Genomic DNA, 26,466 nt, shown 5'->3' with positions numbered 1-26,466 from the left:
AGGAAGAAAATGTTCGGAAAATTGACACTGGATGCAGTGCCGTATCACGAACCGATTATCGTGATTACGGTGGCTGCAATTATCATTGGTGGCGCGGCCTTACTGGCCCTGATCACTTACTTCGGTAAGTGGAGCTACCTGTGGAACGAGTGGCTGACTTCGGTTGACCACAAAAAACTCGGTATCATGTACTGCATCGTCGGTATCGTCATGTTAATTCGTGGCTTTGCGGATGCAATCATGATGCGTAGCCAGCAGGCTCTCGCTTCTGCGGGTGAGGCCGGCTTCCTGCCGCCGCACCACTACGATCAGATCTTTACCGCCCACGGCGTTATCATGATCTTCTTCGTGGCGATGCCGCTGGTTATCGGTCTGATGAACGTTGTCGTTCCGCTGCAAATCGGCGCGCGCGACGTGGCGTTCCCGTTCCTGAACAACCTGAGCTTCTGGTTCACGGTTGTCGGCGTTATCCTGGTTAACCTGTCACTGGGTGTGGGCGAATTCGCGCAGACCGGCTGGCTGGCTTACCCGCCGCTGTCAGGAATTGAGTACAGTCCGGGCGTTGGCGTCGACTACTGGATTTGGGCGCTTCAGCTCTCCGGTGTCGGTACTACCCTGACCGGTATCAACTTCTTCGTGACCATTATCAAGATGCGTGCCCCTGGCATGACCATGTTCAAGATGCCGGTATTTACCTGGGCATCTCTGTGCGCCAACATCCTGATTATTGCCTCCTTCCCAATTCTGACCGTCACCGTCGCGCTGCTGACCCTGGACCGCTACCTGGGCACCCATTTCTTCACGAATGATATGGGTGGCAACATGATGATGTACATCAACCTGATTTGGGCCTGGGGTCACCCGGAAGTGTACATTCTGGTTCTGCCTGTGTTCGGTGTGTTCTCCGAAATCGCGGCAACCTTCTCGCGTAAACGTCTGTTTGGTTACACCTCTCTGGTGTGGGCAACCGTGTGTATTACCGTTCTGTCGTTCATCGTTTGGCTGCACCACTTCTTCACCATGGGTGCGGGCGCGAACGTAAACGCCTTCTTCGGTATCACCACTATGATTATCGCCATCCCTACCGGGGTGAAGATCTTCAACTGGCTGTTCACCATGTATCAGGGCCGTATCGTGTTCCACTCAGCGATGCTGTGGACCATCGGCTTCATCGTTACCTTCTCCGTAGGTGGGATGACCGGCGTACTGCTGGCGGTACCAGGTGCTGACTTCGTTCTGCACAACAGCCTGTTCCTGATTGCGCACTTCCATAACGTTATCATCGGTGGCGTGGTCTTCGGCTGCTTCGCTGGCGTAACCTACTGGTGGCCAAAAGCGTTCGGCTTCACGCTGAACGAAAAATGGGGTAAACGCGCGTTCTGGTTCTGGATCATCGGCTTCTTCGTCGCATTTATGCCGCTGTACGTGCTGGGCTTCATGGGTATGACCCGTCGTCTGAGCCAGCAGATCGATCCGCAGTTCCACCCAATGCTGATGGTTGCAGCGGGCGGCGCCGTGCTGATTGCCTGTGGTATCGCGTCTCAGCTGATTCAGTTCTACGTGTCTATTCGCGACCGCGACCAGAACCGTGACCTGACCGGTGACCCATGGGGTGGCCGTACGCTGGAGTGGGCAACCTCTTCTCCACCTCCTTTCTATAACTTTGCCATCGTGCCGCAGGTTCATGAACGCGACGCATTCTGGGAAATGAAAGAGAAAGGTGAAGCGTACAAGCAACCTGCTCATTACGAAGAGATCCACATGCCGAAAAACAGCGGTGCGGGCATTGTGATTGCCGCCTTCGCAACGGTATTTGGTTTCGCAATGATCTGGCACATCTGGTGGATGGCGATTGTTGGCTTCGCCGGCATCGTAATCAGCTGGATTGTGAAGAGCTTTGACGAGGACGTGGACTACTACGTACCAGTCCGTGAAGTTGAGAAGCTGGAAAATCAGCATTTCGACGAGATTTCTAAAGCGGGGCTGAAAAATGGCAACTGATACTCTGGCGCACTCAACTGCCCACGCGCATGAACATGCGCACCACGATACAGGACCGACCAAAGTCTTCGGTTTCTGGATCTACCTGATGAGCGACTGCATTCTGTTCTGCTGTCTGTTCGCGACCTATGCCGTTCTGGTGAACGGCACGGCGGGCGGCCCGGCTGGCAAGGACATCTTTGAACTGCCGTTCGTTCTGGTTGAAACCGCACTGCTGTTATTCAGCTCCATCACCTACGGCATGGCGGCTATCGCCATGTACAAAAACAACAAGAGCCAGGTGGTTTCCTGGCTGGCGTTGACCTGGCTGTTTGGTGCTGGATTTATCGGGATGGAAATCTATGAATTCCATCACCTGATTCTGGAAGGTTTCGGTCCGGATCGCAGTGGCTTCCTGTCCGCGTTCTTCGCGCTGGTCGGCACTCACGGTCTGCACGTTACCTCTGGTCTGATCTGGATGGCGGTACTGATGTTCCAGGTATCCCGTCGCGGCCTGACCAGCACTAACCGTACCCGTATCATGTGCCTGAGCCTGTTCTGGCACTTCCTGGACGTGGTATGGATCTGTGTGTTCTCTGTTGTATATCTGATGGGGGCGATGTAATGAGTCATTCAAACGATCATGGCGCTTCCCACGGTAGCGTAAAAACCTACATGACAGGTTTCATCCTGTCGATCATCCTGACGGTGATCCCGTTCTGGATGGTGATGAGCGGTTCTGCGTCTAAACCGGTTATTCTGGGTGCAATCCTGGTAACCGCGGTGATTCAGATTCTGGTGCATCTGGTTTGCTTCCTGCACATGAACACCAAGTCCGATGAAGGCTGGAATATGACCGCCTTTATCTTTACCGTGATTATCATCGCTATCCTGGTAGTCGGTTCCATCTGGATTATGTGGAACCTCAACTACAACATGATGGTTCACTAAGAGCGGCGAGTATGTTTAAGCAATACCTGCAAGTAACGAAACCAGGCATCATCTTTGGCAACCTGATCTCCGTGATCGGAGGGTTCCTGCTGGCCTCGAAGGGCAGCATTGATTACACCCTCTTTATCTACACGCTGGTCGGTGTGTCACTGGTTGTTGCGTCCGGTTGTGTATTTAACAACTACATCGACATGGATATCGACAAGAAGATGGAAAGGACCAAAAATCGGGTGCTGGTGAAAGGCCTGATCGCCCCTTCCGTCTCGCTGGTGTACGCCACCTTGCTGGGTATTGCTGGCTTTATGCTGCTGTGGTTTGGTGCTAACCCGCTGGCCTGCTGGCTGGGGGTGATGGGGTTTGTGGTGTATGTGGGCGTCTACAGCCTGTATATGAAACGCCACTCCGTCTACGGCACGCTGATTGGTTCTCTCTCCGGCGCTGCGCCGCCGGTGATTGGCTACTGCGCGGTCACGAACGAGTTCGACAGCGGTGCGCTGATCCTGCTGGCTATCTTTAGCCTGTGGCAGATGCCGCACTCCTATGCCATCGCGATTTTCCGCTTTAAGGATTATCAGGCAGCGAACATCCCGGTTCTGCCGGTCGTGAAGGGCATTTCGGTTGCCAAGAACCACATCACGCTGTACATCATCGCCTTTGCTGTAGCAACGCTGATGCTCTCTCTGGGTGGTTACGCCGGGTATAAATATCTGGCGGTAGCGGCTGCGGTGAGCGTCTGGTGGCTCGGTATGGCGCTGCGCGGTTACAAAGTGGAAGATGACAAAGTCTGGGCGCGCAAACTGTTTGTGTTCTCGATTGTGGCCATCACCTCGCTGTCCGTGATGATGTCCGTGGACTTCATGGTGCCAGATTCACACAACCTGCTGACTTACGTCTGGTAAGCGTGCTGAATTGAAAAAGCCAGGTTAATCACCTGGCTTTTTTTTTGCCCGGCGGCGCTACGCTTGCACGGGCCTACGGGATCGGTAGGTCGGGTAAGGCATCGCCGCCACCCGACGCGGTTTTGCACGATGGTAATATCTCTTAAACAAACACCTATTTACCGCAATTAACACCCCGCCTAAACTAGTGCCTGCTTTTGAACTGAGGTGGTAATGAACGATTATAAAATGACGCCAGGCGAGCTACGCGCGACCTGGGGCTTAGGGACTGTCTTCTCGCTACGGATGCTTGGCATGTTTATGGTCCTGCCTGTTCTGACCACGTACGGTATGGCGCTGCAGGGAGCCACCGAGGCGCTGATTGGGCTCGCGATCGGCATCTACGGCCTGGCGCAGGCGGTATTCCAGATCCCGTTTGGCCTGCTCTCTGACCGGGTGGGTCGAAAGCCGCTGATCGTCGGCGGGCTGCTGGTCTTTGTCCTCGGGAGCGTCATTGCCGCCCTCTCCCACTCCATCTGGGGCATTATTCTCGGCCGCGCTCTGCAGGGTTCCGGCGCGATTGCCGCCGCGGTGATGGCGCTGCTGTCAGACTTAACCCGCGAGCAGAACCGCACCAAAGCGATGGCGTTTATCGGCGTGAGCTTTGGCGTGACGTTTGCGATTGCGATGGTGCTGGGCCCCATCATTACGCACACGCTGGGTCTGCACGCCCTGTTCTGGATGATTGCCGTGCTGGCGACCCTCGGTATTGCCTTAACCCTGTGGGTCGTGCCGGACAGCAAGAACCACGTTCTGAACCGTGAATCGGGGATGGTAAAAGGCTGCTTCAGCAAAGTGATTGTCGAGCCGCGCCTGCTGAAGCTCAATTTTGGCATTATGTGTCTGCACATCCTGCTGATGTCGACCTTTGTCGCCCTGCCCGGCCAGCTTGCCGCAGCGGGTTTCCCGGCGGCCGAGCACTGGAAAATCTATCTGGTCACGATGCTGATTTCGTTTGTCTCCGTCGTGCCGTTCATCATCTACGCCGAAGTGAAGCGCAAAATGAAGCGCGTCTTCGTGGGCTGCGTGGCGGTACTGCTGATTGCCGAAATTGTGCTCTGGGGTGCCGGTCCGCACTTCTGGGAACTGATTGCCGGCGTACAGCTGTTCTTCCTGGCCTTTAACCTGATGGAAGCGCTGTTGCCGTCGCTGATCAGCAAAGAGTCCCCCGCCGGGTATAAAGGTACGGCGATGGGCATCTACTCCACCAGCCAGTTTCTCGGCGTGGCGATCGGCGGCTCGCTCGGCGGCTGGGTGGACGGCCTGTTTGATTCACAAACCGTGTTTCTCGCCGGTGCGCTATTGGCGACAGTCTGGCTGCTGGTCGCCAGCACCATGAAAGAGCCGCGCTACGTGAGCAGCCTGCGCGTAGAAATTCCGGATGATGTGGAGATTAGCGATGCGCTGAAACAGCGTCTGGAAGCCAAAGAGGGCGTGACGGACGTGCTCATTGTCGCGGAAGAGCGCAGCGCTTACGTCAAAATAGACAGTAAAATGACCAACCGCTTCGAAGTCGAGCAGGCGCTCAAAGCGTGAAAAAAAGCCCGGTTAAACCGGGCTTTTTATATTAATCGCGGAAGTTTTTAAACTGGAACGGTTGTCCCAGATCGCCGCCGCGGATCAGCGCCATCACGCCCTGCAGGTCGTCACGGGATTTCCCCGTCACGCGAATCTCTTCGCCCTGGATCTGCGCCTGCACCTTCAGCTTGCTGTCTTTAATGAGCTTAACGATCTTCTTCTGCACCGCGCTCTCGATGCCCTGCTTCAGCTTGGCTTCAACAAACCAGTTCTTACCGCTGTGCACAAACTCTTCCGGCACGTCCAGAGACGTCCCTTCGATGCCGCGCTTTAACAGCTTGGCGCGCAGAATGTCGAGCAGCTGATTCACCTGGAAATCAGACTCGCTCAGCACCTTAATGGTCTTATTTGCGTCGTTCAGCTCAAACGACGCCTCAACGCCACGAAAATCGAAACGTGACTCAACTTCGCGGGTTGCGTTCTCAACGCCGTTGCGAACTTCCTGGATATCAACTTCGGAAACAATATCGAAAGATGGCATCTTTTCTTCTCCCTTCACTTTTGTTGCGTTGCATAATACCCGCTACGAGGCATAACTCAACAGAAGCTTAGCTGTATAATTAAGCTGTAACACCTGGCGCAGTTGCAGGTGAGGAGGAACAATGAAAATTACGGTGCTCGGATGCGGAGCGCTTGGTCAGCTGTGGCTGACCGCGCTGTGCAAGCACGGACATGAGGTTCAGGGCTGGCTGCGCGTGCCCCAGCCCTATTGCAGTGTAAACCTGATTGGTGAAGACGGAAGCATCTTTAACGAATCCCTCACCGCGAACGATCCTGATTTCCTGGCGCAAAGCGACCTTTTACTGGTGACGCTCAAAGCGTGGCAGGTCTCAGACGCGGTAAAAACGCTGGCCGCGCAGCTCCCCCCCACTTCGCCCATACTGCTGCTGCATAACGGCATGGGGACCCTTGATGAGCTGAAAAGCGTCCCGCAGCCCCTGCTGATGGCGACAACCACGCACGCTGCACGTCGCGATGGCAACATCATCGTGCATGTCGCCAGCGGCGTAACGCATATCGGCCCCGCCAGAACGCAGGATGGAGACTATAGCTATCTGGCCGATGTGCTGCAAAAGGTGCTGCCGGACGTGGCCTGGCACAACAATATTCGCCCTCAGCTGTGGCGTAAGCTTGCGGTAAACTGCGTGATCAATCCCCTGACGGCGCTGTGGAACTGCCCGAACGGGGAGCTGAAAAATCATCCGCAGGACGTTGCGATGTTGTGTGCGGAAGTCGCGGCGGTCGTTGAGCGGGAAGGCCTGCATACCTCGGCAGACGATTTGCGCTGCTATGTCGAGCAGGTCATTGAGAGTACAGCACAAAACATCTCCTCGATGCTGCAGGATGTGCGGGCATTACGCCACACGGAGATCGACTACATCACGGGCTATCTGCTTAAACGCGCCCGCGCGCACGGCATCGCCGTGCCGGAAAACGCCCGTCTGTATGACCTGGTTAAACGTAAGGAGAGTGAATATGAGCGCGTCAGCACTGATCTGTCTCGCCCCTGGTAGCGAAGAGATGGAAGCGGTCACCACGATTGATTTGATGGTGCGCGGCGGCATTAAGGTCACCACCGCCAGCGTCGCCAGCGACGGCAATCTGGAAATCACCTGTTCACGCGGGGTGAAAATCCTCGCGGATGCCCCCCTTGTTCAGGTAGCAGACGGCGATTACGACATCATCGTGCTGCCCGGCGGCTTAAAAGGCGCGGAATGTTTTCGCGACAGCCCGCTGCTGGTCGAGACCGTGCGTCAGTTTCATTTATCCGGCCGCATCGTCGCGGCAATCTGTGCCGCCGCCGGAACGGTTCTGATTCCGCACGATATCTTCCCCATCGGCAACATGACCGGCTTCCCGGGGCTTAAGGATACGATCCCGGAAGAGCATTGGGTGGATAAACGCGTCGTCTGGGACCCGCGCGTCAACCTGCTGACCAGCCAGGGGCCCGGCACCGCGATTGATTTTGGCTTAAAGATTATCGACCTGCTGGTAGGGCGCGAGAAGGCGTACGAAGTGGCGTCATCGCTGGTGATGCCGGCGGGGATTTATAATTACTATGAAGAGTAGTGCATAAAAAAGCCGGGTGGCGCGAGGTAAAAGCAAAACGGCAACCTCAGGTTGCCGTTTTTAATGTTTGCGCCCTCTCCCCGTGGGAGAGAGTCGGGGTGAGGGCATCAGGCCGCACTCCCCGACAAAACGCTACGGGCGATACACCTTCACATTCGCAAAGCCCTGCTCGCGCAGATACAGCGCCTGCAGGCGGCTCATCACCCCGCGCTCGCACCACAGCAGATACGTTTTGCTCTTGTCGAGATCGCCAAATTTCGTGCTCAGCTTGTAGAACGGCAGAGAAACCACCTCAACGCCTTCGACGTTAAGCGGGCTGGCGTCCTGTTCATCAATCGAACGAATATCCACAATCACATCGCTGGCACCAAAACCGCTGACGGTTTCAACTTCAACGACTTCCTGCTCGGTCTGCTGGGCAATCTCGCGGATATCAATGTTGGAGGCTTCCTCCACCACTTTGTCCAGGATGGCAAAATCGAAGTTCTCTTCTTCCGCTTCGATCTTCGCCTTCACCGCTTTGACGGTCGGGCTTTTTGAGATCACGCCGCAGTATTCCGGCATGGTGCGGGCAAAATCTTCGGTACCGATTTCGCGCGCCAGGTCGATGATGTGCTCTTTGTCGTGGGAGATCAGCGGACGCAGGATCAGGGTATCAGACACGTTGTCGATCAGACGCAGGTTGGTCAGCGTCTGGCTGGAGACCTGGCCCAGCGCTTCGCCGGTGACCAGCGCCTGCACGCCGTAGCGCTCAGCCACTTTGGACGCCGCGCGCACCATCATGCGCTTCAGCACCACGCCCATCTGGCCGTCGTCCACTTTCTCAAGGATTTCGCCGACCACAGGTTCGAAGTTGATCGCCACAAAACGCACGCGGTGGGAGCTGCCGAAGCGGTTCCACAGGTAATGCGCCACCTGACGAACGCCGATTTCGTGCGCCGCGCCGCCCAGGTTGAAGAAGCAGTAATGCACGCGGCAGCCGCGACGCATCAGCATATAGCTGGAGACGCCGGAGTCGAAGCCGCCGGAGATCAGGGACAGAACATCTTCCTGAGTCCCGATCGGGAAGCCGCCGATACCTTCATAGCGGCCTTTCACCAGCAGCAGGCGATCGTTTTCGATCTCCAGATTGACGGTCACGTCCGGGTTGGTCAGACGCACGCGCGCCGTCTCAACGTGCTGGTTCAAACCGCCGCCGACGTAACGTTCCACTTCAATGGAGCTAAACTCGTGCTTACCGCGACGCTTCACGCGCACGCAGAAGGTTTTGCCTTCGATCTGGTCGCGGTACTGGACCAGCGCTTTCTCGAAGATGTCGTGCATATCGCTGAACGGAACATCTTCCACTTCCAGGATATGGTGGATGCCCGGAATACGGGTCAGCGCGTCGCGAATATCCTGACGTTTGTTTTCGTCTTTGGCACGCACTTCAACGTGGTCCCAGTGGCGCACCACGGCGAGGGTCTCGTCGTAGTGCTTTAATACGTTACGAATGTTCCCGGTGAGAATTTTAATAAAGCGCAAACGCACAGATTGGCTTTTGATGGTGATTTCAGGGAACAATTTAATGATAAACTTCATGGCGGCAATGTTTCTTAGGCAAGCGTATTAAGGCTTGTAATGGAAAAGAGTACAGCAGCCCACACCCGTGGCTGCATCCAGGCGCGCAAGTATACCACCATCGCGCCGCTCCTGTGCACATTGCGCGTTATTTGCTTATCCGCCCGAGTCCGTTACCATGTCGGGGCGAAGAATATAAGAGTCAATTCACTATGCCGAAGAAGAACGACGCACCGGCCAGTTTCGAAACTGCGCTGAGTGAACTGGAGCAAATCGTCACCCGCCTTGAGAGCGGCGATCTCCCGCTGGAAGAGGCGCTCAACGAATTCGAGCGCGGCGTGCAGCTTGCGCGCCAGGGGCAGGTCAAACTGCAACAGGCCGAGCAGCGCGTGCAGATCCTGCTTTCCGACAGCGAAGACGCGAAAACCACGCCTTTTACACCGGACGCCGAGTAAATGGATTTTTCCAACGAGCTTCAGGCGCGTGTCGTACGCGCCAACGACGCCCTGCGCCGTTTTATTGCGCCACAGCCTTTTCAGAACACTCCACTGGTTGAAGCCATGCACTATGGCGCACTCTTGGGTGGAAAGCGCCTGCGCCCGTTCCTGGTGTACGCCACGGGCAATATGTTTGGCATCAGCGATAACACGCTGGACGCCCCGGCAGCCGCCGTGGAGTGTATCCACGCCTACTCGCTGATCCACGACGATCTCCCTGCCATGGACGACGACGATTTGCGTCGGGGTCAACCCACCTGCCATATCAAGTTTGGCGAAGCGAATGCCATTCTGGCGGGTGATGCCCTGCAAACGCTGGCGTTCTCAATTCTGAGCGACGCGCCGATGGCGGAAGTGGCTGACCGCGACCGCCTGGCGATGATCTCCGAGCTGGCAATGGCCAGCGGCGTGGCCGGCATGTGCGGCGGACAGGCGCTGGATCTTGAAGCGGAAGGACGTCAGGTTAATCTGGAACAGCTCGAGCGTATTCATCGCCGCAAGACAGGGGCGTTGATTCGTTCCGCCGTTCGCCTGGGCGCGCTGAGCGCCGGTGAACAAGGGCGCAAAGCCCTGCCGATTCTGGACAGATACGCAGAAAGTATCGGTCTGGCGTTCCAGGTTCAGGATGACATTCTGGATGTGGTGGGCGATACTGCAACATTGGGTAAACGTCAGGGTGCGGACCAGCAGCTTGGCAAAAGTACCTACCCCGCCCTGCTGGGCCTTGAGCAAGCCCAACGTAAAGCCCGGGATCTGATTGACGATGCCCGCCAGTCGCTAAATCAACTGGCCGCGCAATCGCTGGATACCTCGGCACTGGAAGCGCTAGCGGACTATATAATCCAGCGTGATAAATAAACTATATATCTCGATGAGCCTTTGATGAGTTTTGATATTGCCAAATACCCGACACTGGCGTTAGTTGACTCCACCCAGGAGTTACGTCTGTTGCCGAAAGAGAGCCTGCCGAAGCTGTGCGACGAGCTGCGTCGCTACCTGCTCGACAGCGTAAGCCGCTCCAGCGGCCATTTCGCCTCCGGGCTTGGCACGGTTGAGCTGACCGTGGCGCTGCACTATGTCTATAACACGCCGTTCGATCAGCTCATCTGGGACGTGGGCCACCAGGCCTATCCGCACAAAATTCTGACCGGACGTCGCGATAAAATTGGCACCATTCGCCAGAAAGGCGGCCTGCACCCGTTCCCGTGGCGCGGTGAGAGCGAGTATGACGTGCTGAGCGTCGGTCACTCATCCACCTCCATTTCTGCGGGCATCGGTATTGCCGTTGCCGCCGAAAAAGAGAACAAGCAGCGCCGCACCGTCTGCGTGATTGGCGACGGTGCCATCACCGCAGGGATGGCCTTCGAAGCCATGAACCATGCGGGCGACATCAAGCCGGACATGCTGGTTATTCTTAACGATAACGAAATGTCGATCTCCGAGAACGTCGGCGCGCTGAACAACCATCTGGCCCAGCTGCTCTCCGGCAAGCTTTACTCCTCGCTGCGTGAAGGCGGCAAGAAAGTCTTCTCCGGCGTACCGCCGATCAAAGAGCTGCTCAAGCGTACCGAAGAACACATCAAAGGCATGGTCGTGCCGGGCACCCTGTTTGAAGAGCTGGGCTTTAACTATATTGGCCCGGTTGACGGCCATGACGTGCTGGGTCTGGTGACCACGCTCAAGAACATGCGCGACCTGAAAGGCCCGCAGTTCCTGCACATCATGACCAAAAAAGGGCGTGGCTACGAACCGGCGGAAAAAGATCCGATCACCTTCCACGCGGTACCGAAATTTGACCCGTCCAGCGGCTGTCTGCCAAAAAGCAGCGGCGGTATGCCGAGCTATTCAAAAATCTTTGGCGACTGGCTGTGTGAAACCGCAGCGAAAGACAACAAGCTGATGGCGGTCACCCCGGCCATGCGCGAAGGCTCCGGCATGGTGGAGTTCTCTAAAAAATACCCTGACCAGTATTTTGACGTGGCCATTGCCGAGCAACATGCGGTGACGTTTGCAGCGGGCCTGGCCATTGGCGGCTACAAGCCGGTTGTGGCTATCTATTCCACCTTCCTGCAGCGCGCCTACGATCAGGTGATCCACGACGTGGCGATTCAGAAGCTGCCGGTACTGTTTGCTATCGATCGTGCGGGCATCGTCGGCGCCGACGGCCAGACGCACCAGGGCGCGTTTGACCTGTCGTTCCTGCGCTGTATTCCGGATATGGTTGTCATGACGCCAAGCGACGAGAACGAATGTCGTCAGATGCTGTTTACCGGCTACCACTATCAGGATGGCCCAAGCGCCGTTCGCTACCCGCGCGGCAATGCGGTAGGCGTTAAGCTCCAGCCGCTGGAAAAACTGCCGATAGGCAAAGGTCTGGTGAAGCGCCGCGGTGAAAATGTGGCGATCCTGAACTTCGGCACGCTGATGCCAGAGGCGGCGAAAGCGGCTGAAGCGCTGAATGCCACCCTGGTGGACATGCGCTTTGTGAAACCGCTCGACGAATCTCTGATCCTGAGTATGGCTGAGACGCATGACGTTCTGGTCACGCTGGAAGAAAACGCCATCATGGGCGGCGCGGGCAGCGGCGTGAACGAGGTGCTGATGGCAAATCGTAAAGCCGTGCCGGTGCTGAACCTCGGCCTGCCGGATCATTTCATTCCTCAGGGTACCCAGGATGAAGCCCGTGCGGCTATTGGCCTGGACGCCGCCGGTATCGAAGCCAAAATCCGCGCCTGGCTGGGCTGACCCTTCCCCCCTTTCCGCTCCTGCTATGCTTAAACCTGGTGTTTAAACAGCAGGAGCGGAACCGTGCAATACACAACATTAGGAAAAACGGACCTTAAGGTTTCCCGACTTTGCCTGGGATGCATGACCTTTGGCGAGCCCGATCGGGGAAACCACGCCTGGACCCTGCCGGAAGAGAGCAGCCGTCCGATCATCAAACGCGCCATCGAGGGTGGCATTAACTTCTTTGACACCGCCAACAGCTACTCCGACGGCAGCAGCGAGGAGATTGTCGGTCGCGCCCTGCGCGATTTTGCCCGTCGTGATGACATTGTCGTCGCCACCAAGGTCTACTATCCAGTTGGCGACCTGGCTGAGGGACTTTCTCGCGCGCAGATCCTGCGCTCCATTGATGACAGCCTCAAACGCCTGAACATGGATTACGTCGACCTGCTGCAAATTCACCGCTGGGATTACAACACGCCAGTCGAGGAGACGCTTGAAGCGCTAAACGACGTGGTCAAAGCCGGCAAAGCACGCTACATCGGCGCGTCGTCTATGCACGCGTCGCAGTTTGCCCAGGCGCTGGATCTCCAGGCGCAGCACGGCTGGGCGCGCTTTGTCACCATGCAGGATCACTACAATCTGATCTATCGTGAAGAAGAGCGCGAGATGCTGCCGCTGTGCCATCAGGAGGGCGTGGCGGTGATCCCGTGGAGCCCGCTGGCGCGTGGCCGCCTGACCCGTCCATGGGGGGAAACCACGGCCCGCCTGGTATCGGATGAAGTGGGAAAAAATCTGTACGAAGGAACAGAGGCCAGCGATGCGCTGATTGCTGAACGCTTAGCCGGGATCGCCGACGATACCGGTGCAACCCGCGCCCAGGTAGCGCTGGCGTGGCTGCTGGGCAAGCGTGGGGTCGCGTCGCCGATTATTGGAACGTCGCGGGAAGAACAGCTGGACGAGCTGCTGAATGCGGTGGATATCACGCTGACGCCGGAGCAGATTGCCGAGCTGGAGACGCCGTATCAGCAGCATCCGGTGGTGGGGTTTAAGTAAATACTTGCCGGGTGGCGGCTTCGCCTTACCCGGCCTACGATCGCACCCTATTTGTAGGCCGGGTAAGCGCAGCGCCACCCGGCAATACAGAGCGCACACACTTAGGCGAAGTGATCGTACCCCTTCCAGTCCAGCGTCACAGGCGCACCGTCTTTCACAAACTTCAGCCCTTCGCTTTCCGGCATGATCTGACCGATGCAGGTAAACTTCGCGCCGAGATGCGCTAACGCCACGTCCAGCGTCCCACGGTTGAGCTCAGGCACCGTGAAGCACAGCTCGTAGTCTTCACCGCCGGAGAGCGCCCAGCGCAGCGCCTGCTCAGTTTCCACATGGCGGAGCAGCTGCCCAGACAGCGGGAAGAGATCCAGGTCAACGCGCGCGCCGACGCCGCTGGCCTTCAGGATATGGCCGAGATCGGAGATGAGACCGTCAGAGAGATCGATAGCCGAGCTTGCCCGTTCGCGCAGCGCCTGGCCGTGCAAAATACGCGGTGTTGGCCGCAGATGCCGTTTCACCAAATACGCCGCATCATCAGCATCTTCAACCGTTAAGCGGTTCTGAAGGATTGCCAGCCCTGCCGCGCTGTCGCCCGGCGTACCGGTCACGTAGATCCAGTCACCCGGTTTTGCACCCGAGCGCTTCAGCGCGCGGCCGAGCGGCACGTAGCCGTGGATCGCCAGCGTCATCGACAGCGGTCCGGCAGTGGTATCACCGCCAATCAGCTGCATATCGTAATAATTCAGCTGTTCAAACAGCGCGTCGCTAAAGGCTTCCAGCCAGGCTTCATCCACCTCTGGCAGGGTCAAAGCCAGCGTCAGCCAGGCAGGATCGGCGCCCATCGCCGCCAGATCGCTGACGTTCACCGCCAGCGCTTTATACGCCAGATCGGCAGGATCGATATCGGGCAGGAAATGACGTCCGCACACCAGGGTGTCGGTGCTGATTGCCAGCGTCTGTTTTTCGGGAATATTGAGAAGTGCACAGTCATCACCAATGCCGGTTTCAACATCAAGACGAGAGGTTCTGACACGGTCGAAATAACGGGCAATCAGGGAAAATTCGCCGCATGCCATACGTTATGCCTCAGCAAATAAAAGAAAAAACCGGAGCCGCACTGCCCGTCAGGCAATGCAGAACTCCGGTTTGCGGATCACTTTTTGTGGGGACGGATCGCAGGTGCTGCTTTATCAAGTACGCCGTTTACAAACTTGTGGCTGTCTTCAGCGCCGAAGGTTTTCGCCAGTTCGATCGCTTCGTTGATGGCCACTTTGTACGGCACATCATCACGTTTAGACAGCTCAAACAGCGCGATACGCAACACTGCTTTTTCTACCTGGCCCAGCTCTTCGAGCAGACGGGACAGGTAAGGCTTCATCAGACCATCGAGATACGCGCTATTAGTCGCCACTCCCGACAGCAGTTCACGGAAGTACAGAACGTCAACGTCTTTCACGTCCTGTTCTGACAGGAACTGGTATTCAACATCAGCGATGTCGTTCTGGGACAACTGCCAGGAGTAAAGCGCCTGAACGGCACATTCACGGGCGCGGCGACGAGCAGCAGGTTTCACGGAATTCCCCTTACAAAAAAATCAGGCCTTAATGGCTTTCAATACATTGATCATTTCAAGCGCGGTCAGTGCAGCTTCTGCACCTTTGTTACCGGCTTTAGTGCCAGCACGTTCGATGGCTTGTTCAATACTTTCGGTGGTCAGCACGCCGAACGCGACAGGAATTTCAGCATCCTGCGCAACGTGTGCCAGACCGTTGCTTGCACCGCCCGCAACGTATTCGAAGTGCGCAGTGCCGCCACGAATAACGGTACCCAGCGCAATCACCGCGTCGTATTTACCGGTTTTCGCCAGCGCGCCCGCCGCCAGTGGCAGTTCGTAAGCGCCTGGAACCCAAACAACGGTAATGTTGTCATCTTTAACCTGGCCGATGCGTTTCAGGGCGTCAATCGCACCTTCCAGCAGGCTGTCGTTGATGAAGTTGTTGAAACGCGCAATGGTGATGGCGACGCGAGCGTCCGGGGTAGCTACAGCAGCTTCAATAATGTTCATACTCTTCCTTTACGGGTTCATTTGGCCCCGCAGGGGGGCGGATTTTATCATAATACTTTGCGCACTGCTTCCCTATTTAAAGAGCAATTACGCTGTCGTTAAGTGGAGGCAGACATCCGGACCTACCGGACGAATCTCGCTAAATTTGAGTTGCGGTGCGTCGGCCAGTTTTTCAAGGCCGGGCAGCACAAACAGGCCGCGCGCGTCGTGGCCTAACAGTTTAGGCGCAACGTAGACAATCAGTTCATCCACCAGCCCGGCCTGTAAGAGCGCACCGGCGAGCGTTGGCCCCGCTTCGACCCAGATGCTGTTCACCTGCTGCTTGCCGAGCAGCATCATCAGCACCACCAGATCCAGATGACCGTTATGCTCCGGCACCATAATGCTGCGCACGCCTTCCGGCCATTCGCGCGTATCTTCTTTGGTGCGGGCAATCCAGGTTTCACCGGGCTGCTGGACGATGCGCTGCTCCGGCGTCACCCGGTTCTGGCTATCAATGACAATACGCAGCGGCTGACGCAGGTTCTCCTGCGGGTAAAGCGCCTGGGTATCGGCATTCAGCTCGTCCCAGCGCACGGTCATGGCCGGATCGTCAGCCAGAACGGTTTCACTGCTGGTGAGGATAGCATGGCTTTGCGCGCGCAGACGTTGCACATCGCGCCTTGCCTGTGGAGACGTGATCCACTGGCTTTCGCCGTTTGCCATTGCCGTACGGCCGTCCAGCGAGGCGCCCAGCTTGAGCTGAATATACGGGAACCCTGTGCGCATGCGCTTCAGAAAGCCTTTGTTGATCGCTTCCGCGTCCTGCATCATCAGCCCGTGGCTGACGTCAATGCCTTCCTGCTGCAGGCGGTACAGACCGCGTCCGGCCACCTGCGGATTCGGGTCCTGCATCGATGTGACCACGCGTGAAACGCCTGCCGCAATCAGCGCTTCGCAGCACGGCGGCGTGCGCCCGTGATGGCTGCAGGGCTCCAGCGTGACGTAGGCTGTGGCACCGCGCGCCTTCTCACCGGCCATGCGCAGCGCATGAACCTCGGCATGCGGCTCGCCGGCGCGATAGTGAAAACCCTCCCCCACGATCTCGCCATCTTTAACGATAACGCACCCGACGTTCGGGTTGGGATGGGTAGTAAAACGACCGCGCTGCGCCAGCTTCATGGCTCTCGCCATGTAAATCTCATCCTGCATGAGCTTAATCCTGTAAGCGGGCGATCTCTTCGCCAAACTCTTTGATGTCTTCGAAGCTGCGGTAGACCGAGGCGAAGCGGATATAGGCGACCTTATCGAGCTTTTTCAGCTGCTCCATTACCAGGTTGCCGATCATTTTGCTTGGCACTTCACGCTCACCCAGGCCACGAAGGTAAGATTTAATGTGGTTTAACGCCGTCTCAACGTCGTCCGCGCTGACGGGACGTTTTTCGAGGGCTTTCAGCATCCCGCTGCGCAGTTTCTCTTCGTTAAACGGCTCGCGCACGTCGTTACTTTTTACCACGCGCGGCATTACCAGCTCTGCAACCTCAAAGGTCGTGAAACGCTCGTTGCACACCAGACACTGCCGACGACGGCGTACGGATGACCCTTCGCCCACAAGACGAGAGTCGATGACTTTGGTATCCACAGCGGAGCAGAATGGGCAATGCATACGGTATCCCTGTTATCCGGTTAACTGATTTTCATTTTACCCTGATCTGGCCTGACAACAAAGGAAGAGCTTTTTGAGACAAAGGATCTATGTCTGACACGATGATGATGGCTACCATTAGGACGATCCGTTATTTCAAGGAAATAAACGCAATGACAAGACGTTACCTGAAAATTTTGCTGGTGGGGAGCCTCTTCACCCTTAGCGCCTGTGCACAGCAAACCGAAGTCCGTCAGATGAAGCAGAGCGTGAATACGCTCAATACGGCGCTGGACAAACTGAATAAAGAAACGGTGAAGATTACCCAGCAAAACGCGCTAAATGCCAAATCCAGCAGCGGGGTTTATCTCCTGCCGGGCGCGAATACGCCTGCGCGCCTCAATAGTCAGATTGGCACGCTAAAAATGTCCCTGGTGAATGTGGCGGCGAATGCAGATGGTACTCGCGCAACATTACGCATTCAGGGCGAGTCCAACGATCCGCTGCCCGCCTTCAGCGGCACCGTCGAATGGGGCCAGATCCAGGGCACCACTGAGAGCTACCAGGAAGTGAATGTTAACAGTCAGCTGTTCACCGCCCCGGCCAGCGTGCTGGCTCCGAGCGATGTTGACATTCCGCTGCAGCTTAACGGACTCACTCCGGAGCAGTTAGGTTTCATCCGCATTCACGATATCCAGCCCGCCGCGCAGTAACCCCCTTTTAGCGGAGTGCAATGTCACTCCGCTAACATTTACATTTCGTATGGATTGGCAACATAAATGATTGCCGCTACAATCCCGGCCGTTTAAAGTACGCAAACGTGAACGCAATCGATTACGCATGTGAGAGATATGTGAAACAACACATATTTTTGTGAGCAGGGATTCCTATAATAGGCTCCGCAGAAACACGAAATATTTTGATACGCAAATCGCGCATTTTTCACTCCCGGAAGGGAATTTCAATCAGTGGCATGATTATGAAAAAAACATTACTCGCAGCCGGTGCTGTACTGGCACTTTCCTCCTCTTTCACTGTTAACGCAGCGGAAAACGATAAACCACAATACCTCTCCGACTGGTGGCACCAGAGCGTTAACGTGGTTGGCAGCTACCACACGCGCTTCGGACCACAGATCCGCAACGATACCTACCTGGAGTACGAAGCATTCGCCAAGAAAGACTGGTTCGATTTCTACGGCTATATGGATGCCCCGGTATTCTTCGGTGGTAACACCGACGCGAAAGGTATCTGGAACCACGGTTCCCCACTGTTCATGGAAATTGAACCACGCTTCTCTATTGATAAACTGACCGGTACCAGCCTGGCGTTTGGTCCGTTCAAAGAGTGGTACTTCGCGAACAACTACATCTACGACATGGGCCGCAACAAGTCCGGTCGCCAGAGCACCTGGTACATGGGTCTGGGTACGGACATCGATACCGGCCTGCCAATGAGCCTGTCTCTGAACGTGTATGCTAAGTACCAGTGGCAGAACTACGGTGCCGCGAACGAAAACGAGTGGGATGGCTACCGTTTCAAAGTGAAATACTTTGTGCCAATTACCCAGCTGTGGGGCGGCAACCTGAGCTATATCGGCTTCACCAACTTTGACTGGGGTTCAGATCTGGGCGACAACGACTTCCGCGACCTGAACGGTAAGAAAGCGCGCACCAACGACTCTATCGCCTCCAGCCACATCCTGGCGCTGAACTACGATCACTGGCACTACTCTGTTGTTGCGCGTTACTGGCACAACGGTGGTCAGTGGAACGACGACGCGAGCCTGAACTTCGGCAACGGCGACTTCAGCGTCCGCTCTACAGGCTGGGGTGGTTACCTGGTTGTGGGTTATAACTTCTAACCTTGTGGTTGATGCCGGGTGGCGGCTACGCCTTACCCGGCCTACAAAACCTGTTGGCCCGTGCAAGCGCAGCGCCGCCGGGCAAAAAAGCCAGCTCAAGAGCTGGCTTTTTACTGCTTAACCTTCCGCAAAAAATCTGCCAGAGACCTGTCCGCACTCTCACTAAACCGCCTCTCCGTCTGCACAATATTGAGGCATCGGTCGAGCCGGAAACAGCGATAATCATCGCGCCGTTCACACCAGGCCGCCAGCAGCCAACGCTCCCCCCAGAAGAACAGTCCCAGCGGTTGAACCTCACGTTTAGAAAGCTGCCCGGCTTCATCACGATAATGCAGCGCCAGCACGCGCTGGGCGGAAATAGCCTGATGAATCATGTCAAAATCGCTGCGAGAGTGGCTTTGCATGCAAAAGTCCGGGGCGTAGATCCGCGTCTGCTCCGCCTTGCGACGACTCTCCTCGGGCAGGATAGCCAGCACCTTCTCCTGAGCCGACTCCAGCTCGCGCGACAGCGATTCCCCTCCCCAGGTTTTGAGCAGGCGAATCGCGACGATCAGCGCCTCTGACTCCTTATTTGTCAGCATCAGCGGCGGCAGATCAAAACCCGACATCAGCCGATATCCGCTCCCCGCCTCACCTTCCACCGGCACGCCGGAAAGCGACAGGTCGCGGATATCGCGGTAGACCGTGCGCTCGGACACGCCAAGCCGGTCCGCCAGATGCGCTGCCGTTGTCAGACGCCTGCCCCGCAGGATCTGCACAATCTGAAACAAACGGTCAGCGCGTCGGGTCATATCTTATTCCGCTCTCAGGCAGGTTGATGGAGGCCGACGCGGTTACCCTCGCTGTCGGTAAACAATGCGATCGTGCCAATGCCATGCGGCAGTTCCAGCGGGCCAAACACGCACTCGCCGCCGGCAGAGGCGATGCGATCGAGCGTGGCCGCCAGATTGTCAGTATGCAGGTAAATAATAGCGCCCTGCAAAGACGGTGTAACGCCGTCAAATTTTGCCAGCGCCCCGCCGGTACCCGGATCCTCATGCGGAAAAACGGCCAGCTCCGCGCAGTCCATTTTCTCGCGACGCAGCGCGAGCTGCATCACCGGCTCATAAAATTTGATGGCGCGATCCATATCCGCGACCGGGATTTCAAACCAGTTGATTACGCTTTTCATACATCCTCCTGACTGTTGTTTGGGTTCGAAAAGAGTCTACGACAGGGCTCCTGACAGCATACTGTCAGGAGTGTTTGTCAGGAGCAGATAAAAAAAATCCCGGTCAACCGACCGGGATTTCGATAACGCGCTAAACGTCGCCTTACGGCAGAATGGACGGCTGATCCGCCCCTTCTTTCTCGACTTTCTGCTGAAGCAGGTGCTCGCGCTTCATGCCGAGTTTCAGTGCAAGTGCGGACGCAACGTAGATAGAAGACGCCGTACCGATGGTGACACCAATCAGCATGGTCAGCGAGAAGCCTTCCAGTACCGGGCCACCGAAGAGATAAAGCATCAGGATAACCATTAAGGTCGTTCCGGATGTGATCAAGGTACGGTGCAGCGTCTGGGTCAACGACACGTTAAAGATTTCGTACGGCGTACCGCGACGGATCTTACGGAAGTTTTCACGAATACGGTCAGATACCACGATACTGTCGTTCAGTGAGTAACCGATAACGGACATCAGGGATGCCACAATCGTCAGGTCAATCTCAATATGGAACAGCGACAGTACGCCCATGGTGATCACCACGTCGTGCGCAAGAGCGATAACCACACCTGCCGCCAGGCGCCACTCGAAGCGGAAGCCAACGTAGATCAGGATGGAGATCAGCGCCACCATCAGCGCCATCGCACCGGTTTGCGCCAGATCCGCGCCCACACTCGGGCCGACGAACTCAATACGCTTCACCGCCGCATTCTGGCTGGTCGATTCGTTGATGACCTTCAGAACCTTGCTACCCAGCTCCTGGCTGCCGTTGGCATCGTGTACCGGCGGCATACGTACCATGATATCGCGGCTGCTGCCGAAGTTTTGCAGCAGCGGCTCTTCAAAGCCCGCTTTCTGCAGCGATTCGCGCATCTGGTCCATATCGATCGGTTTTTCCAGGGAGATTTCAATTACCGTACCACCGGTAAAATCGAGACCCCAGTTAAAGCCTTTCACGCCCATAATGGCGATGGACAGAATCAGCAGAAAACCTGAAATGCCGAAGGCCCAGTAGTCCCAGCGCATAAAGTCCCAGACTTTACGGCCGTGGTTTAATTGTTCAACAGTATATTCCTGTGCCACAACGCACTCCTCAGATAGACAGCTTTTTGACGCGCTTGCCGCCATACAGCAGGTTCACGATGGCACGGGTGCCGACAATAGCGGTAAACATCGACGTTGCAACACCGATACCGGTTGTAATCGCAAAGCCTTTGATAGCGCCAGTACCCACTGCATACAGGATAAGAACCTTAATCAGTGTTGTTACGTTCGCATCGAAGATGGAGCTGAACGCCCCTTTGTAGCCTTCTTCAATCGCCTGTTGCACAGAACGACCGTTGCTCAACTCTTCTTTGATACGTTCGTTTATCAGTACGTTGGCGTCGACCGCCACCGCAAGGGTCAGAACGATACCCGCAATACCCGGCATGGTCAGCGTAGCGCCCGGCAGCAGGGACATGATGCCGATAATCAGCACCAGGTTAGCCAGCAGCGCGGACGTCGCAATCAGACCAAACTTCTTATAGAAGAAGATCATGAAGAGGATGGAGACAACCAGACCAGCCAGACACGCTTCCAGACCCTGCTGGATGTTTTGCATACCCAGAGTAGGACCAATGGTACGTTCTTCAACAATCTGAATTGGCGCAATCAGCGCACCGGCACGCAGCAGCAGAGAGAGCTGACGCGCTTCGTTCGGGTTGTTAATACCGGTAATACGGAAGCTGTTACCCAGACGAGACTGGATATTGGCGATGTTAATCACCTCTTCCTCTTTCACCAGTACCGCACGACCGTTTGCATCTTTCTTACCGCTGTCTTTGTACTCCACGAACAGGGTCGCCATCGGTTTGCCGATGTTGTCCTTGGTGAAGTTGGACATGATGTTACCACCCGCGCTATCGAGCGAGATGTTAACCTGCGGCTGGTTGTATTCGTCCTGGCTGGAAGTGGAGTCGGTGATATGGTCACCGGTCAGGATCACGCGTTTGTACAGCACAACCGGCTGACCTTCGCGGGTCTGTTTCACTTCGGAGTCACCCGGAATACGGCCGGCGGCAGCAGCGGACTGATCGACGTTGGAGTTGACCAGACGGAATTCCAGAGTCGCGGTCGCACCCAGAATCTCTTTCGCACGCGCAGTGTCCTGGATACCCGGCAGTTCAACCACGATACGGTCAGCACCCTGACGCTGTACCAGCGGCTCAGCCACACCCAGCTGGTTTACACGGTTACGCAGAATGTTGATGTTCTGCTGAACGGCGTATTCACGCGCTTCGCTCAGACGTGCATCGGTCATTACCGCACGCAGCTGGTTGCTGCCCTGAGAGGTAATCACCAGATCGCGGTGACGCTGAGACAGGTAAGTTACAGCCTGGTCGCGTGCCGCGCTGTCGCGGAACGTGATGCTCAAGCCGTAGTTATCTTCTTTACGCACGGTGGTATAGGCGATGCCTTTCTCACGCAGATCGCTGCGCAGGCTGTCGATATTCTGTTCCTGCAGCTTGCCGAGCGCGGTATCCATATCCACTTCCATCAGGAAGTGAACGCCGCCACGCAGGTCAAGACCCAGTTTCATTGGCTCTGCATTCAGCGCAGCCAGCCAACGCGGAGTTGCAGGAGCAAGGTTAAGCGCCACGACGTATTTATCACCCAGCACGCCCATCAGCGCTTCGCGAGCGCGGAGCTGCGTGTCGGTGGTGTCGAAGCGAGCAAGAATAGCGCCCTCTTCCAGTGCCACAGACTTAGCGGTAATTTTTTCTTCTTGTAACGTTTTCTGGACCTGGATCAGCGTTTGCTCACTGGCGGCGACACCGCGCGCGCCAGTGATTTGAACGGCCGGATCCTCACCATACAGGTTGGGAAGTGCGTACAGCAGGCCGACGATAATCACGACGACCAGCATGATGTACTTCCACAAAGGATAACGGTTTAACACGGCAGTTCCCTTTGGGAAAAGTTGGGATTACAGCGCCTTCATGGTGCCTTTCGGCAGAACGGCAGCTACGAAGTCACGTTTGATAACCACTTCAGTGGTGTCATTCAGGGCGATAGCAATGTAGCCGCTTTCCGCTACTTTGGTCACGCGACCCACCAGGCCACCGTTGGTCAGCACTTCATCGCCTTTCGCGATAGAGTTCATCAGGTTTTTGTGCTCTTTGGTGCGCTTCTGCTGTGGACGCAGGATCATGAAGTAGAAGATCAGACCGAACACAACCAGCATCAGAATCAGAGACATCGGGCTGCCCTGAGAAGGCGCGCCAGTTGCTGCTACCGCATCAGAAATAAAAAAGCTCATTCAAATTCCCTCATTATTAAAATTAATCAACGTTCAAAGGTGGGACATCCCGGCCCTGACGTTGGTAGAAATCGGTCACGAAGCTCTCTAATTTACCCTCTTCGATAGCCTTACGTAAACCAGCCATTAAGCGCTGATAATAACGAAGATTATGAATGGTATTGAGACGCGCGCCCAAAATCTCGTTGCAACGATCGAGATGATGCAGATACGCGCGAGAATAATTGCGACAGGTATAGCAATCGCACTCGGCATCGAGCGGACTGGTGTCACTTTTATGCTTCGCGTTACGGATTTTCACCACGCCATCGGTAACAAACAGATGACCGTTACGCGCGTTGCGGGTTGGCATGACGCAGTCGAACATATCGATGCCGCGGCGTACGCCTTCAACCAGATCTTCTGGTTTACCCACGCCCATCAGGTAACGAGGTTTATCCGCCGGGATTTGCGGGCAGACATGCTCCAGAATGCGGTGCATGTCTTCCTTCGGTTCACCCACAGCCAAACCGCCGACAGCGTAGCCATCAAAACCTATCTCTACCAGACCTTTAACAGAGATATCGCGTAAATCTTCGTAAACGCTGCCCTGGATAATGCCGAACAGCGCATTTTTGTTCTGCAGGGAGTCAAAACGGTCGCGGCTACGCTTCGCCCAGCGCAGGGACATCTCCATGGAGCGTTTCGCGTAGTCCCAGTCCGCCGGGTACGGCGTACATTCGTCGAAGATCATTACGATGTCGGAGCCGAGGTCGTACTGGATTTCCATCGATTTTTCGGGATCGAGGAAAATAGGATCGCCGTTGATCGGGTTACGGAAGTGTACGCCCTGCTCGGTGATCTTGCGGATATCGCCCAGGCTGAAGACCTGGAAACCGCCGGAATCGGTGAGGATTGGACCTTTCCACTGCATGAAATCATGGAGATCGCCGTGAAGCTTCATGATCTCCTGACCCGGGCGCAGCCACAGGTGGAAGGTGTTGCCGAGGATAATCTGTGCGCCAGTGGCTTCTACTTCTTCCGGCGTCATCCCTTTTACGGTGCCGTACGTGCCCACAGGCATAAACGCGGGGGTTTCCACCACGCCGCGATCAAACACCAGGCGACCGCGACGCGCGCGGCCATCGGTGGTATCGAGTTCAAATTTCATTTTTTCTCCGACGTCAGAAAAACAGTCCAACGTTGTAAAACGGTGCCGCGGACTTATTCCCCGACACGCTCATTCAAAGCCAGCGGATTGTACGTGATAAACATCGCGTCCCCGTAGCTAAAAAAGCGATATTTTTGTTCTACCGCAGACTTGTAGGCGTTCATCGTATGCTGATAACCGGCAAACGCGGAAACCAGCATAATCAGCGTCGATTCAGGCAGATGGAAGTTGGTCACCAGCGCGTCAATCACCTTGTACTGATAGCCCGGATAGATAAAGATCTGCGTATCGCCAAAGAACGGCTCGATAAGACCGTTTTTCGCCGCCTGGGCGGCGCTCTCGAGTGAGCGCACGGACGTCGTACCGACCGCCACGACGCGGCTACCGCGCGCTTTCGCCGCCAGCACCGCATCCACCACATCCTGAGGCACTTCGGCATACTCAGAGTGCATGATGTGATCTTCAATGCTGTCCACGCGCACCGGCTGGAAGGTCCCCGCGCCGACGTGCAGCGTCACAAACGCCATCTCCACGCCCTTCGCACGCAGTTTTTCCAGCAGCGGCTCATCAAAATGCAGGCCCGCGGTCGGTGCAGCGACGGCCCCCGGCTTCTGGCTGTAGACGGTCTGGTACAGCTCGCGGTCGGCCTCTTCGTCCGGACGCTCAATATACGGCGGCAGCGGCATGTGGCCGATGGCGTTCAGGATATCGAGCACCGTGCGCTCGTCATCGAACGCCACCTCGAACAGCGCGTCGTGGCGCGCGGTCATGGTCGCTTTGATGCTCTCATCATCGCCCAGCAGCAGTTCAGCGCCCGGCTTCGGTGCCTTAGACGCGCGAATATGTGCCAGAATACGTTTATCATCGAGCATACGTTCGACCAGCACTTCAATCTTACCGCCGCTGGCTTTACGGCCAAACAGGCGCGCCGGGATCACGCGGGTATTGTTAAAGACCAGCAGATCGCCAGGGTTGAGCTTGTCGAGCAAATCGGTGAAAGTACCGTGCGTCAGCTCGCCCGTTGGCCCATCCAGTGACAGTAAGCGACAGCTGCTGCGCTCAGGCATGGGATAGTGAGCAATCAGGGATTCAGGTAGTTCAAAAGAGAAATCGGCGACGCGCATGACGTATACTCGTGACTTAAAAACAGGCGGCATAGTCTAGTGCTCACACCCTTTTGCTGCAACAACTAGCCGCCCCCGGACAAATAAAACGCATGAATTTTCTCGCTCACCTGCATCTCGCTCACCTCGCTGACAGCTCCCTGTCCGGCAATTTGCTGGCCGATTTCGTACGCGGCAACCCCGCTGAGGACTATTCCTCTGAGGTTGTCGACGGCATTTTCATGCACCGCCGCATCGACGTACTGACGGATAAGCTGCCGGAAGTGACGGAAGCCAAAGCGTGGTTTCGCCCTGAAACGCGCCGCGTTGCGCCGATCACGCTCGACGTGATGTGGGACCACTTTCTGTCGCGCCACTGGGAACAGCTGTCGCCGGAAATGCCCTTGCCGGATTTTGTGCGCTATGCCCGCCAGCAGGTGTCGATCATTCTGCCCGACTCGCCGCCGCGCTTTGTGAATCTGAATAACTACCTTTGGTCGGAACGCTGGCTGGAGCGCTATCGCGAGATGGACTTCATCCAGAACGTGCTGAACGGGATGGCGAGCCGTCGCCCGCGCCTGGATGCGCTGCGGGATTCCTGGTATGACCTGGATGAACATTACGACGCGCTGGAAACGCGTTTCTGGCAGTTTTACCCGCGCATGATGACCCAGGCGAAAAGTAAACAGCTCTGACAGATTTCTCATTGATAGGTAAAAGCTGGCGGAACGATTGTCACCACCTCTTTGTCTTATCCCTGAACACTCTCTATACTGGCTCGCGTTGCGTTCCAAATAACCTTA

At 56.2% G+C, this 26,466-nt stretch carries 28 protein-coding genes; 14 read left to right on the top strand and 14 right to left on the bottom strand.

Going from position 1 to position 26,466, the window contains the following annotated elements:
• Nucleotides 1–9 precede the first annotated feature (9 nt).
• The 5 genes from cyoB to AB8846_RS04525 all read left to right on the top strand — a co-directional run bounded on the left by cyoB (nucleotide 10) and on the right by AB8846_RS04525 (nucleotide 5,405).
• Complete coding sequence (gene cyoB / locus AB8846_RS04545; RefSeq protein ID WP_063144774.1) at nucleotides 10–2,001, top strand: cytochrome o ubiquinol oxidase subunit I; 1,992 nt, start codon at nucleotides 10–12, stop codon at nucleotides 1,999–2,001.
• Nucleotides 1,991–2,605 (top strand): cytochrome o ubiquinol oxidase subunit III, encoded by a 615-nt coding sequence (locus tag AB8846_RS04540; protein ID WP_023334703.1) that lies wholly within the window; start codon nucleotides 1,991–1,993, stop codon nucleotides 2,603–2,605. The genes cyoB and AB8846_RS04540 overlap by 11 nt, the downstream gene beginning before the upstream one ends.
• Nucleotides 2,605–2,931 (top strand): cytochrome o ubiquinol oxidase subunit IV, encoded by a 327-nt coding sequence (locus tag AB8846_RS04535; protein WP_006176899.1) that lies wholly within the window; start codon nucleotides 2,605–2,607, stop codon nucleotides 2,929–2,931. The genes AB8846_RS04540 and AB8846_RS04535 overlap by 1 nt, the downstream gene beginning before the upstream one ends.
• Nucleotides 2,932–2,942: 11 nt before the next feature.
• Nucleotides 2,943–3,830 carry a heme o synthase gene (cyoE, locus tag AB8846_RS04530; RefSeq protein WP_013095848.1) on the top strand — a complete coding sequence of 296 codons (888 nt, stop codon included), beginning with the start codon at nucleotides 2,943–2,945 and terminating at the stop codon, nucleotides 3,828–3,830.
• Between the two features lie 213 nt (nucleotides 3,831–4,043).
• Nucleotides 4,044–5,405, top strand: a complete 1,362-nt coding sequence (locus AB8846_RS04525) for an MFS transporter (protein ID WP_370732169.1) — start codon at nucleotides 4,044–4,046, stop codon at nucleotides 5,403–5,405.
• Nucleotides 5,406–5,436: 31 nt separating this feature from the next.
• Here AB8846_RS04525 and AB8846_RS04520 read toward each other — a convergent pair whose 3' ends face one another.
• On the bottom strand, nucleotides 5,437–5,928 hold the full coding sequence (locus AB8846_RS04520; RefSeq protein ID WP_063144776.1) for a YajQ family cyclic di-GMP-binding protein: 492 nt from the start codon (nucleotides 5,926–5,928) through the stop codon (nucleotides 5,437–5,439).
• Between the two features lie 121 nt (nucleotides 5,929–6,049).
• Between AB8846_RS04520 and panE the strand changes: the two genes are divergently transcribed.
• Nucleotides 6,050–6,961 carry a 2-dehydropantoate 2-reductase gene (gene panE, locus AB8846_RS04515; protein WP_370732168.1) on the top strand — a complete coding sequence of 304 codons (912 nt, stop codon included), beginning with the start codon at nucleotides 6,050–6,052 and terminating at the stop codon, nucleotides 6,959–6,961.
• Complete coding sequence (gene yajL, locus AB8846_RS04510; protein WP_032661534.1) at nucleotides 6,924–7,517, top strand: protein deglycase YajL; 594 nt, start codon at nucleotides 6,924–6,926, stop codon at nucleotides 7,515–7,517. Before panE ends, yajL begins: the two co-directional genes overlap by 38 nt.
• A 132-nt stretch (nucleotides 7,518–7,649) precedes the next feature.
• Here yajL and thiI read toward each other — a convergent pair whose 3' ends face one another.
• Nucleotides 7,650–9,098 (bottom strand): tRNA uracil 4-sulfurtransferase ThiI, encoded by a 1,449-nt coding sequence (thiI, locus tag AB8846_RS04505; protein WP_032642000.1) that lies wholly within the window; start codon nucleotides 9,096–9,098, stop codon nucleotides 7,650–7,652.
• A 191-nt stretch (nucleotides 9,099–9,289) separates the two neighbouring features.
• Here thiI and xseB point away from each other — a divergent pair, with 191 nt between their 5' ends.
• From xseB to AB8846_RS04485, 4 genes are all read left to right on the top strand, one after another.
• Entirely contained in the window at nucleotides 9,290–9,532 is a 243-nt protein-coding gene (xseB, locus tag AB8846_RS04500) for an exodeoxyribonuclease VII small subunit (protein ID WP_008503331.1), read from the top strand.
• Nucleotides 9,533–10,432 (top strand): (2E,6E)-farnesyl diphosphate synthase, encoded by a 900-nt coding sequence (ispA, locus tag AB8846_RS04495; protein ID WP_370732167.1) that lies wholly within the window; start codon nucleotides 9,533–9,535, stop codon nucleotides 10,430–10,432. It begins immediately after the preceding gene.
• Nucleotides 10,433–10,456: 24 nt separating this feature from the next.
• Nucleotides 10,457–12,319, top strand: coding sequence for a 1-deoxy-D-xylulose-5-phosphate synthase (gene dxs / locus AB8846_RS04490; protein ID WP_370732166.1), 1,863 nt, complete (start codon nucleotides 10,457–10,459; stop codon nucleotides 12,317–12,319).
• Nucleotides 12,320–12,382: 63 nt separating this feature from the next.
• The gene (locus AB8846_RS04485) at nucleotides 12,383–13,357 is read left to right on the top strand and encodes an aldo/keto reductase (protein ID WP_370732165.1); all 975 of its coding nucleotides are present in this window, start codon (nucleotides 12,383–12,385) and stop codon (nucleotides 13,355–13,357) included.
• A 101-nt stretch (nucleotides 13,358–13,458) separates the two neighbouring features.
• Here AB8846_RS04485 and thiL read toward each other — a convergent pair whose 3' ends face one another.
• The 5 genes from thiL to nrdR all read right to left on the bottom strand — a co-directional run bounded on the left by thiL (nucleotide 13,459) and on the right by nrdR (nucleotide 17,064).
• Nucleotides 13,459–14,430 (bottom strand): thiamine-phosphate kinase, encoded by a 972-nt coding sequence (gene thiL / locus AB8846_RS04480; RefSeq protein ID WP_370732163.1) that lies wholly within the window; start codon nucleotides 14,428–14,430, stop codon nucleotides 13,459–13,461.
• 77 nt (nucleotides 14,431–14,507) lie between these two features.
• Nucleotides 14,508–14,927, bottom strand: a complete 420-nt coding sequence (nusB, locus tag AB8846_RS04475; protein WP_006809908.1) for a transcription antitermination factor NusB — start codon at nucleotides 14,925–14,927, stop codon at nucleotides 14,508–14,510.
• A gap of 21 nt (nucleotides 14,928–14,948) precedes the next feature.
• The gene (gene ribE / locus AB8846_RS04470) at nucleotides 14,949–15,419 is read right to left on the bottom strand and encodes a 6,7-dimethyl-8-ribityllumazine synthase (protein ID WP_006176874.1); all 471 of its coding nucleotides are present in this window, start codon (nucleotides 15,417–15,419) and stop codon (nucleotides 14,949–14,951) included.
• Between the two features lie 87 nt (nucleotides 15,420–15,506).
• Nucleotides 15,507–16,610: a bifunctional diaminohydroxyphosphoribosylaminopyrimidine deaminase/5-amino-6-(5-phosphoribosylamino)uracil reductase RibD gene (gene ribD / locus AB8846_RS04465; RefSeq protein ID WP_370732162.1), complete on the bottom strand. Its 1,104-nt coding sequence runs from the start codon at nucleotides 16,608–16,610 to the stop codon at nucleotides 15,507–15,509.
• A 4-nt stretch (nucleotides 16,611–16,614) separates the two neighbouring features.
• Nucleotides 16,615–17,064 carry a transcriptional regulator NrdR gene (gene nrdR, locus AB8846_RS04460; protein WP_014069105.1) on the bottom strand — a complete coding sequence of 150 codons (450 nt, stop codon included), beginning with the start codon at nucleotides 17,062–17,064 and terminating at the stop codon, nucleotides 16,615–16,617.
• Between the two features lie 152 nt (nucleotides 17,065–17,216).
• On the opposite strand from nrdR, the gene AB8846_RS04455 reads away from it, so the two are divergent.
• On the top strand, nucleotides 17,217–17,756 hold the full coding sequence (locus AB8846_RS04455) for a DUF3251 domain-containing protein (protein WP_331413201.1): 540 nt from the start codon (nucleotides 17,217–17,219) through the stop codon (nucleotides 17,754–17,756).
• Nucleotides 17,757–18,022: 266 nt separating this feature from the next.
• Nucleotides 18,023–18,907, top strand: a complete 885-nt coding sequence (locus tag AB8846_RS04450; protein WP_025756198.1) for a nucleoside-specific channel-forming protein Tsx — start codon at nucleotides 18,023–18,025, stop codon at nucleotides 18,905–18,907.
• A 110-nt stretch (nucleotides 18,908–19,017) separates the two neighbouring features.
• Here AB8846_RS04450 and AB8846_RS04445 read toward each other — a convergent pair whose 3' ends face one another.
• The 7 genes from AB8846_RS04445 to queA all read right to left on the bottom strand — a co-directional run bounded on the left by AB8846_RS04445 (nucleotide 19,018) and on the right by queA (nucleotide 25,684).
• A complete protein-coding gene (locus AB8846_RS04445) occupies nucleotides 19,018–19,698 on the bottom strand; it encodes a YafY family protein (RefSeq protein ID WP_047061231.1) in 681 nt (226 codons plus the stop codon).
• A gap of 14 nt (nucleotides 19,699–19,712) precedes the next feature.
• The gene (locus tag AB8846_RS04440; protein ID WP_023310553.1) at nucleotides 19,713–20,078 is read right to left on the bottom strand and encodes a VOC family protein; all 366 of its coding nucleotides are present in this window, start codon (nucleotides 20,076–20,078) and stop codon (nucleotides 19,713–19,715) included.
• 142 nt (nucleotides 20,079–20,220) lie between these two features.
• On the bottom strand, nucleotides 20,221–21,192 hold the full coding sequence (gene secF / locus AB8846_RS04435; RefSeq protein ID WP_063144785.1) for a protein translocase subunit SecF: 972 nt from the start codon (nucleotides 21,190–21,192) through the stop codon (nucleotides 20,221–20,223).
• A gap of 10 nt (nucleotides 21,193–21,202) precedes the next feature.
• The gene (secD, locus tag AB8846_RS04430) at nucleotides 21,203–23,050 is read right to left on the bottom strand and encodes a protein translocase subunit SecD (RefSeq protein ID WP_072250572.1); all 1,848 of its coding nucleotides are present in this window, start codon (nucleotides 23,048–23,050) and stop codon (nucleotides 21,203–21,205) included.
• Nucleotides 23,051–23,077: 27 nt separating this feature from the next.
• A complete protein-coding gene (yajC, locus tag AB8846_RS04425) occupies nucleotides 23,078–23,410 on the bottom strand; it encodes a preprotein translocase subunit YajC (RefSeq protein WP_042320789.1) in 333 nt (110 codons plus the stop codon).
• A 22-nt stretch (nucleotides 23,411–23,432) separates the two neighbouring features.
• Nucleotides 23,433–24,560, bottom strand: a complete 1,128-nt coding sequence (gene tgt / locus AB8846_RS04420; protein WP_047347295.1) for a tRNA guanosine(34) transglycosylase Tgt — start codon at nucleotides 24,558–24,560, stop codon at nucleotides 23,433–23,435.
• Between the two features lie 53 nt (nucleotides 24,561–24,613).
• Complete coding sequence (queA, locus tag AB8846_RS04415; protein ID WP_028012140.1) at nucleotides 24,614–25,684, bottom strand: tRNA preQ1(34) S-adenosylmethionine ribosyltransferase-isomerase QueA; 1,071 nt, start codon at nucleotides 25,682–25,684, stop codon at nucleotides 24,614–24,616.
• A 92-nt stretch (nucleotides 25,685–25,776) separates the two neighbouring features.
• Here queA and acpH point away from each other — a divergent pair, with 92 nt between their 5' ends.
• Complete coding sequence (gene acpH / locus AB8846_RS04410; RefSeq protein ID WP_370732161.1) at nucleotides 25,777–26,358, top strand: ACP phosphodiesterase; 582 nt, start codon at nucleotides 25,777–25,779, stop codon at nucleotides 26,356–26,358.
• The last annotated feature ends 108 nt before the right edge of the window (nucleotides 26,359–26,466 follow it).

It is taken from the genome of Enterobacter sp. KB-221C9, from assembly GCF_041320715.1.
Classification (GTDB): Bacteria; Pseudomonadota; Gammaproteobacteria; order Enterobacterales; family Enterobacteriaceae; genus Enterobacter; species Enterobacter asburiae_D.
The sequence above is the reverse complement of the archived record's forward strand: the minus strand, read 5'-3'. Positions and strand labels throughout refer to the sequence as shown.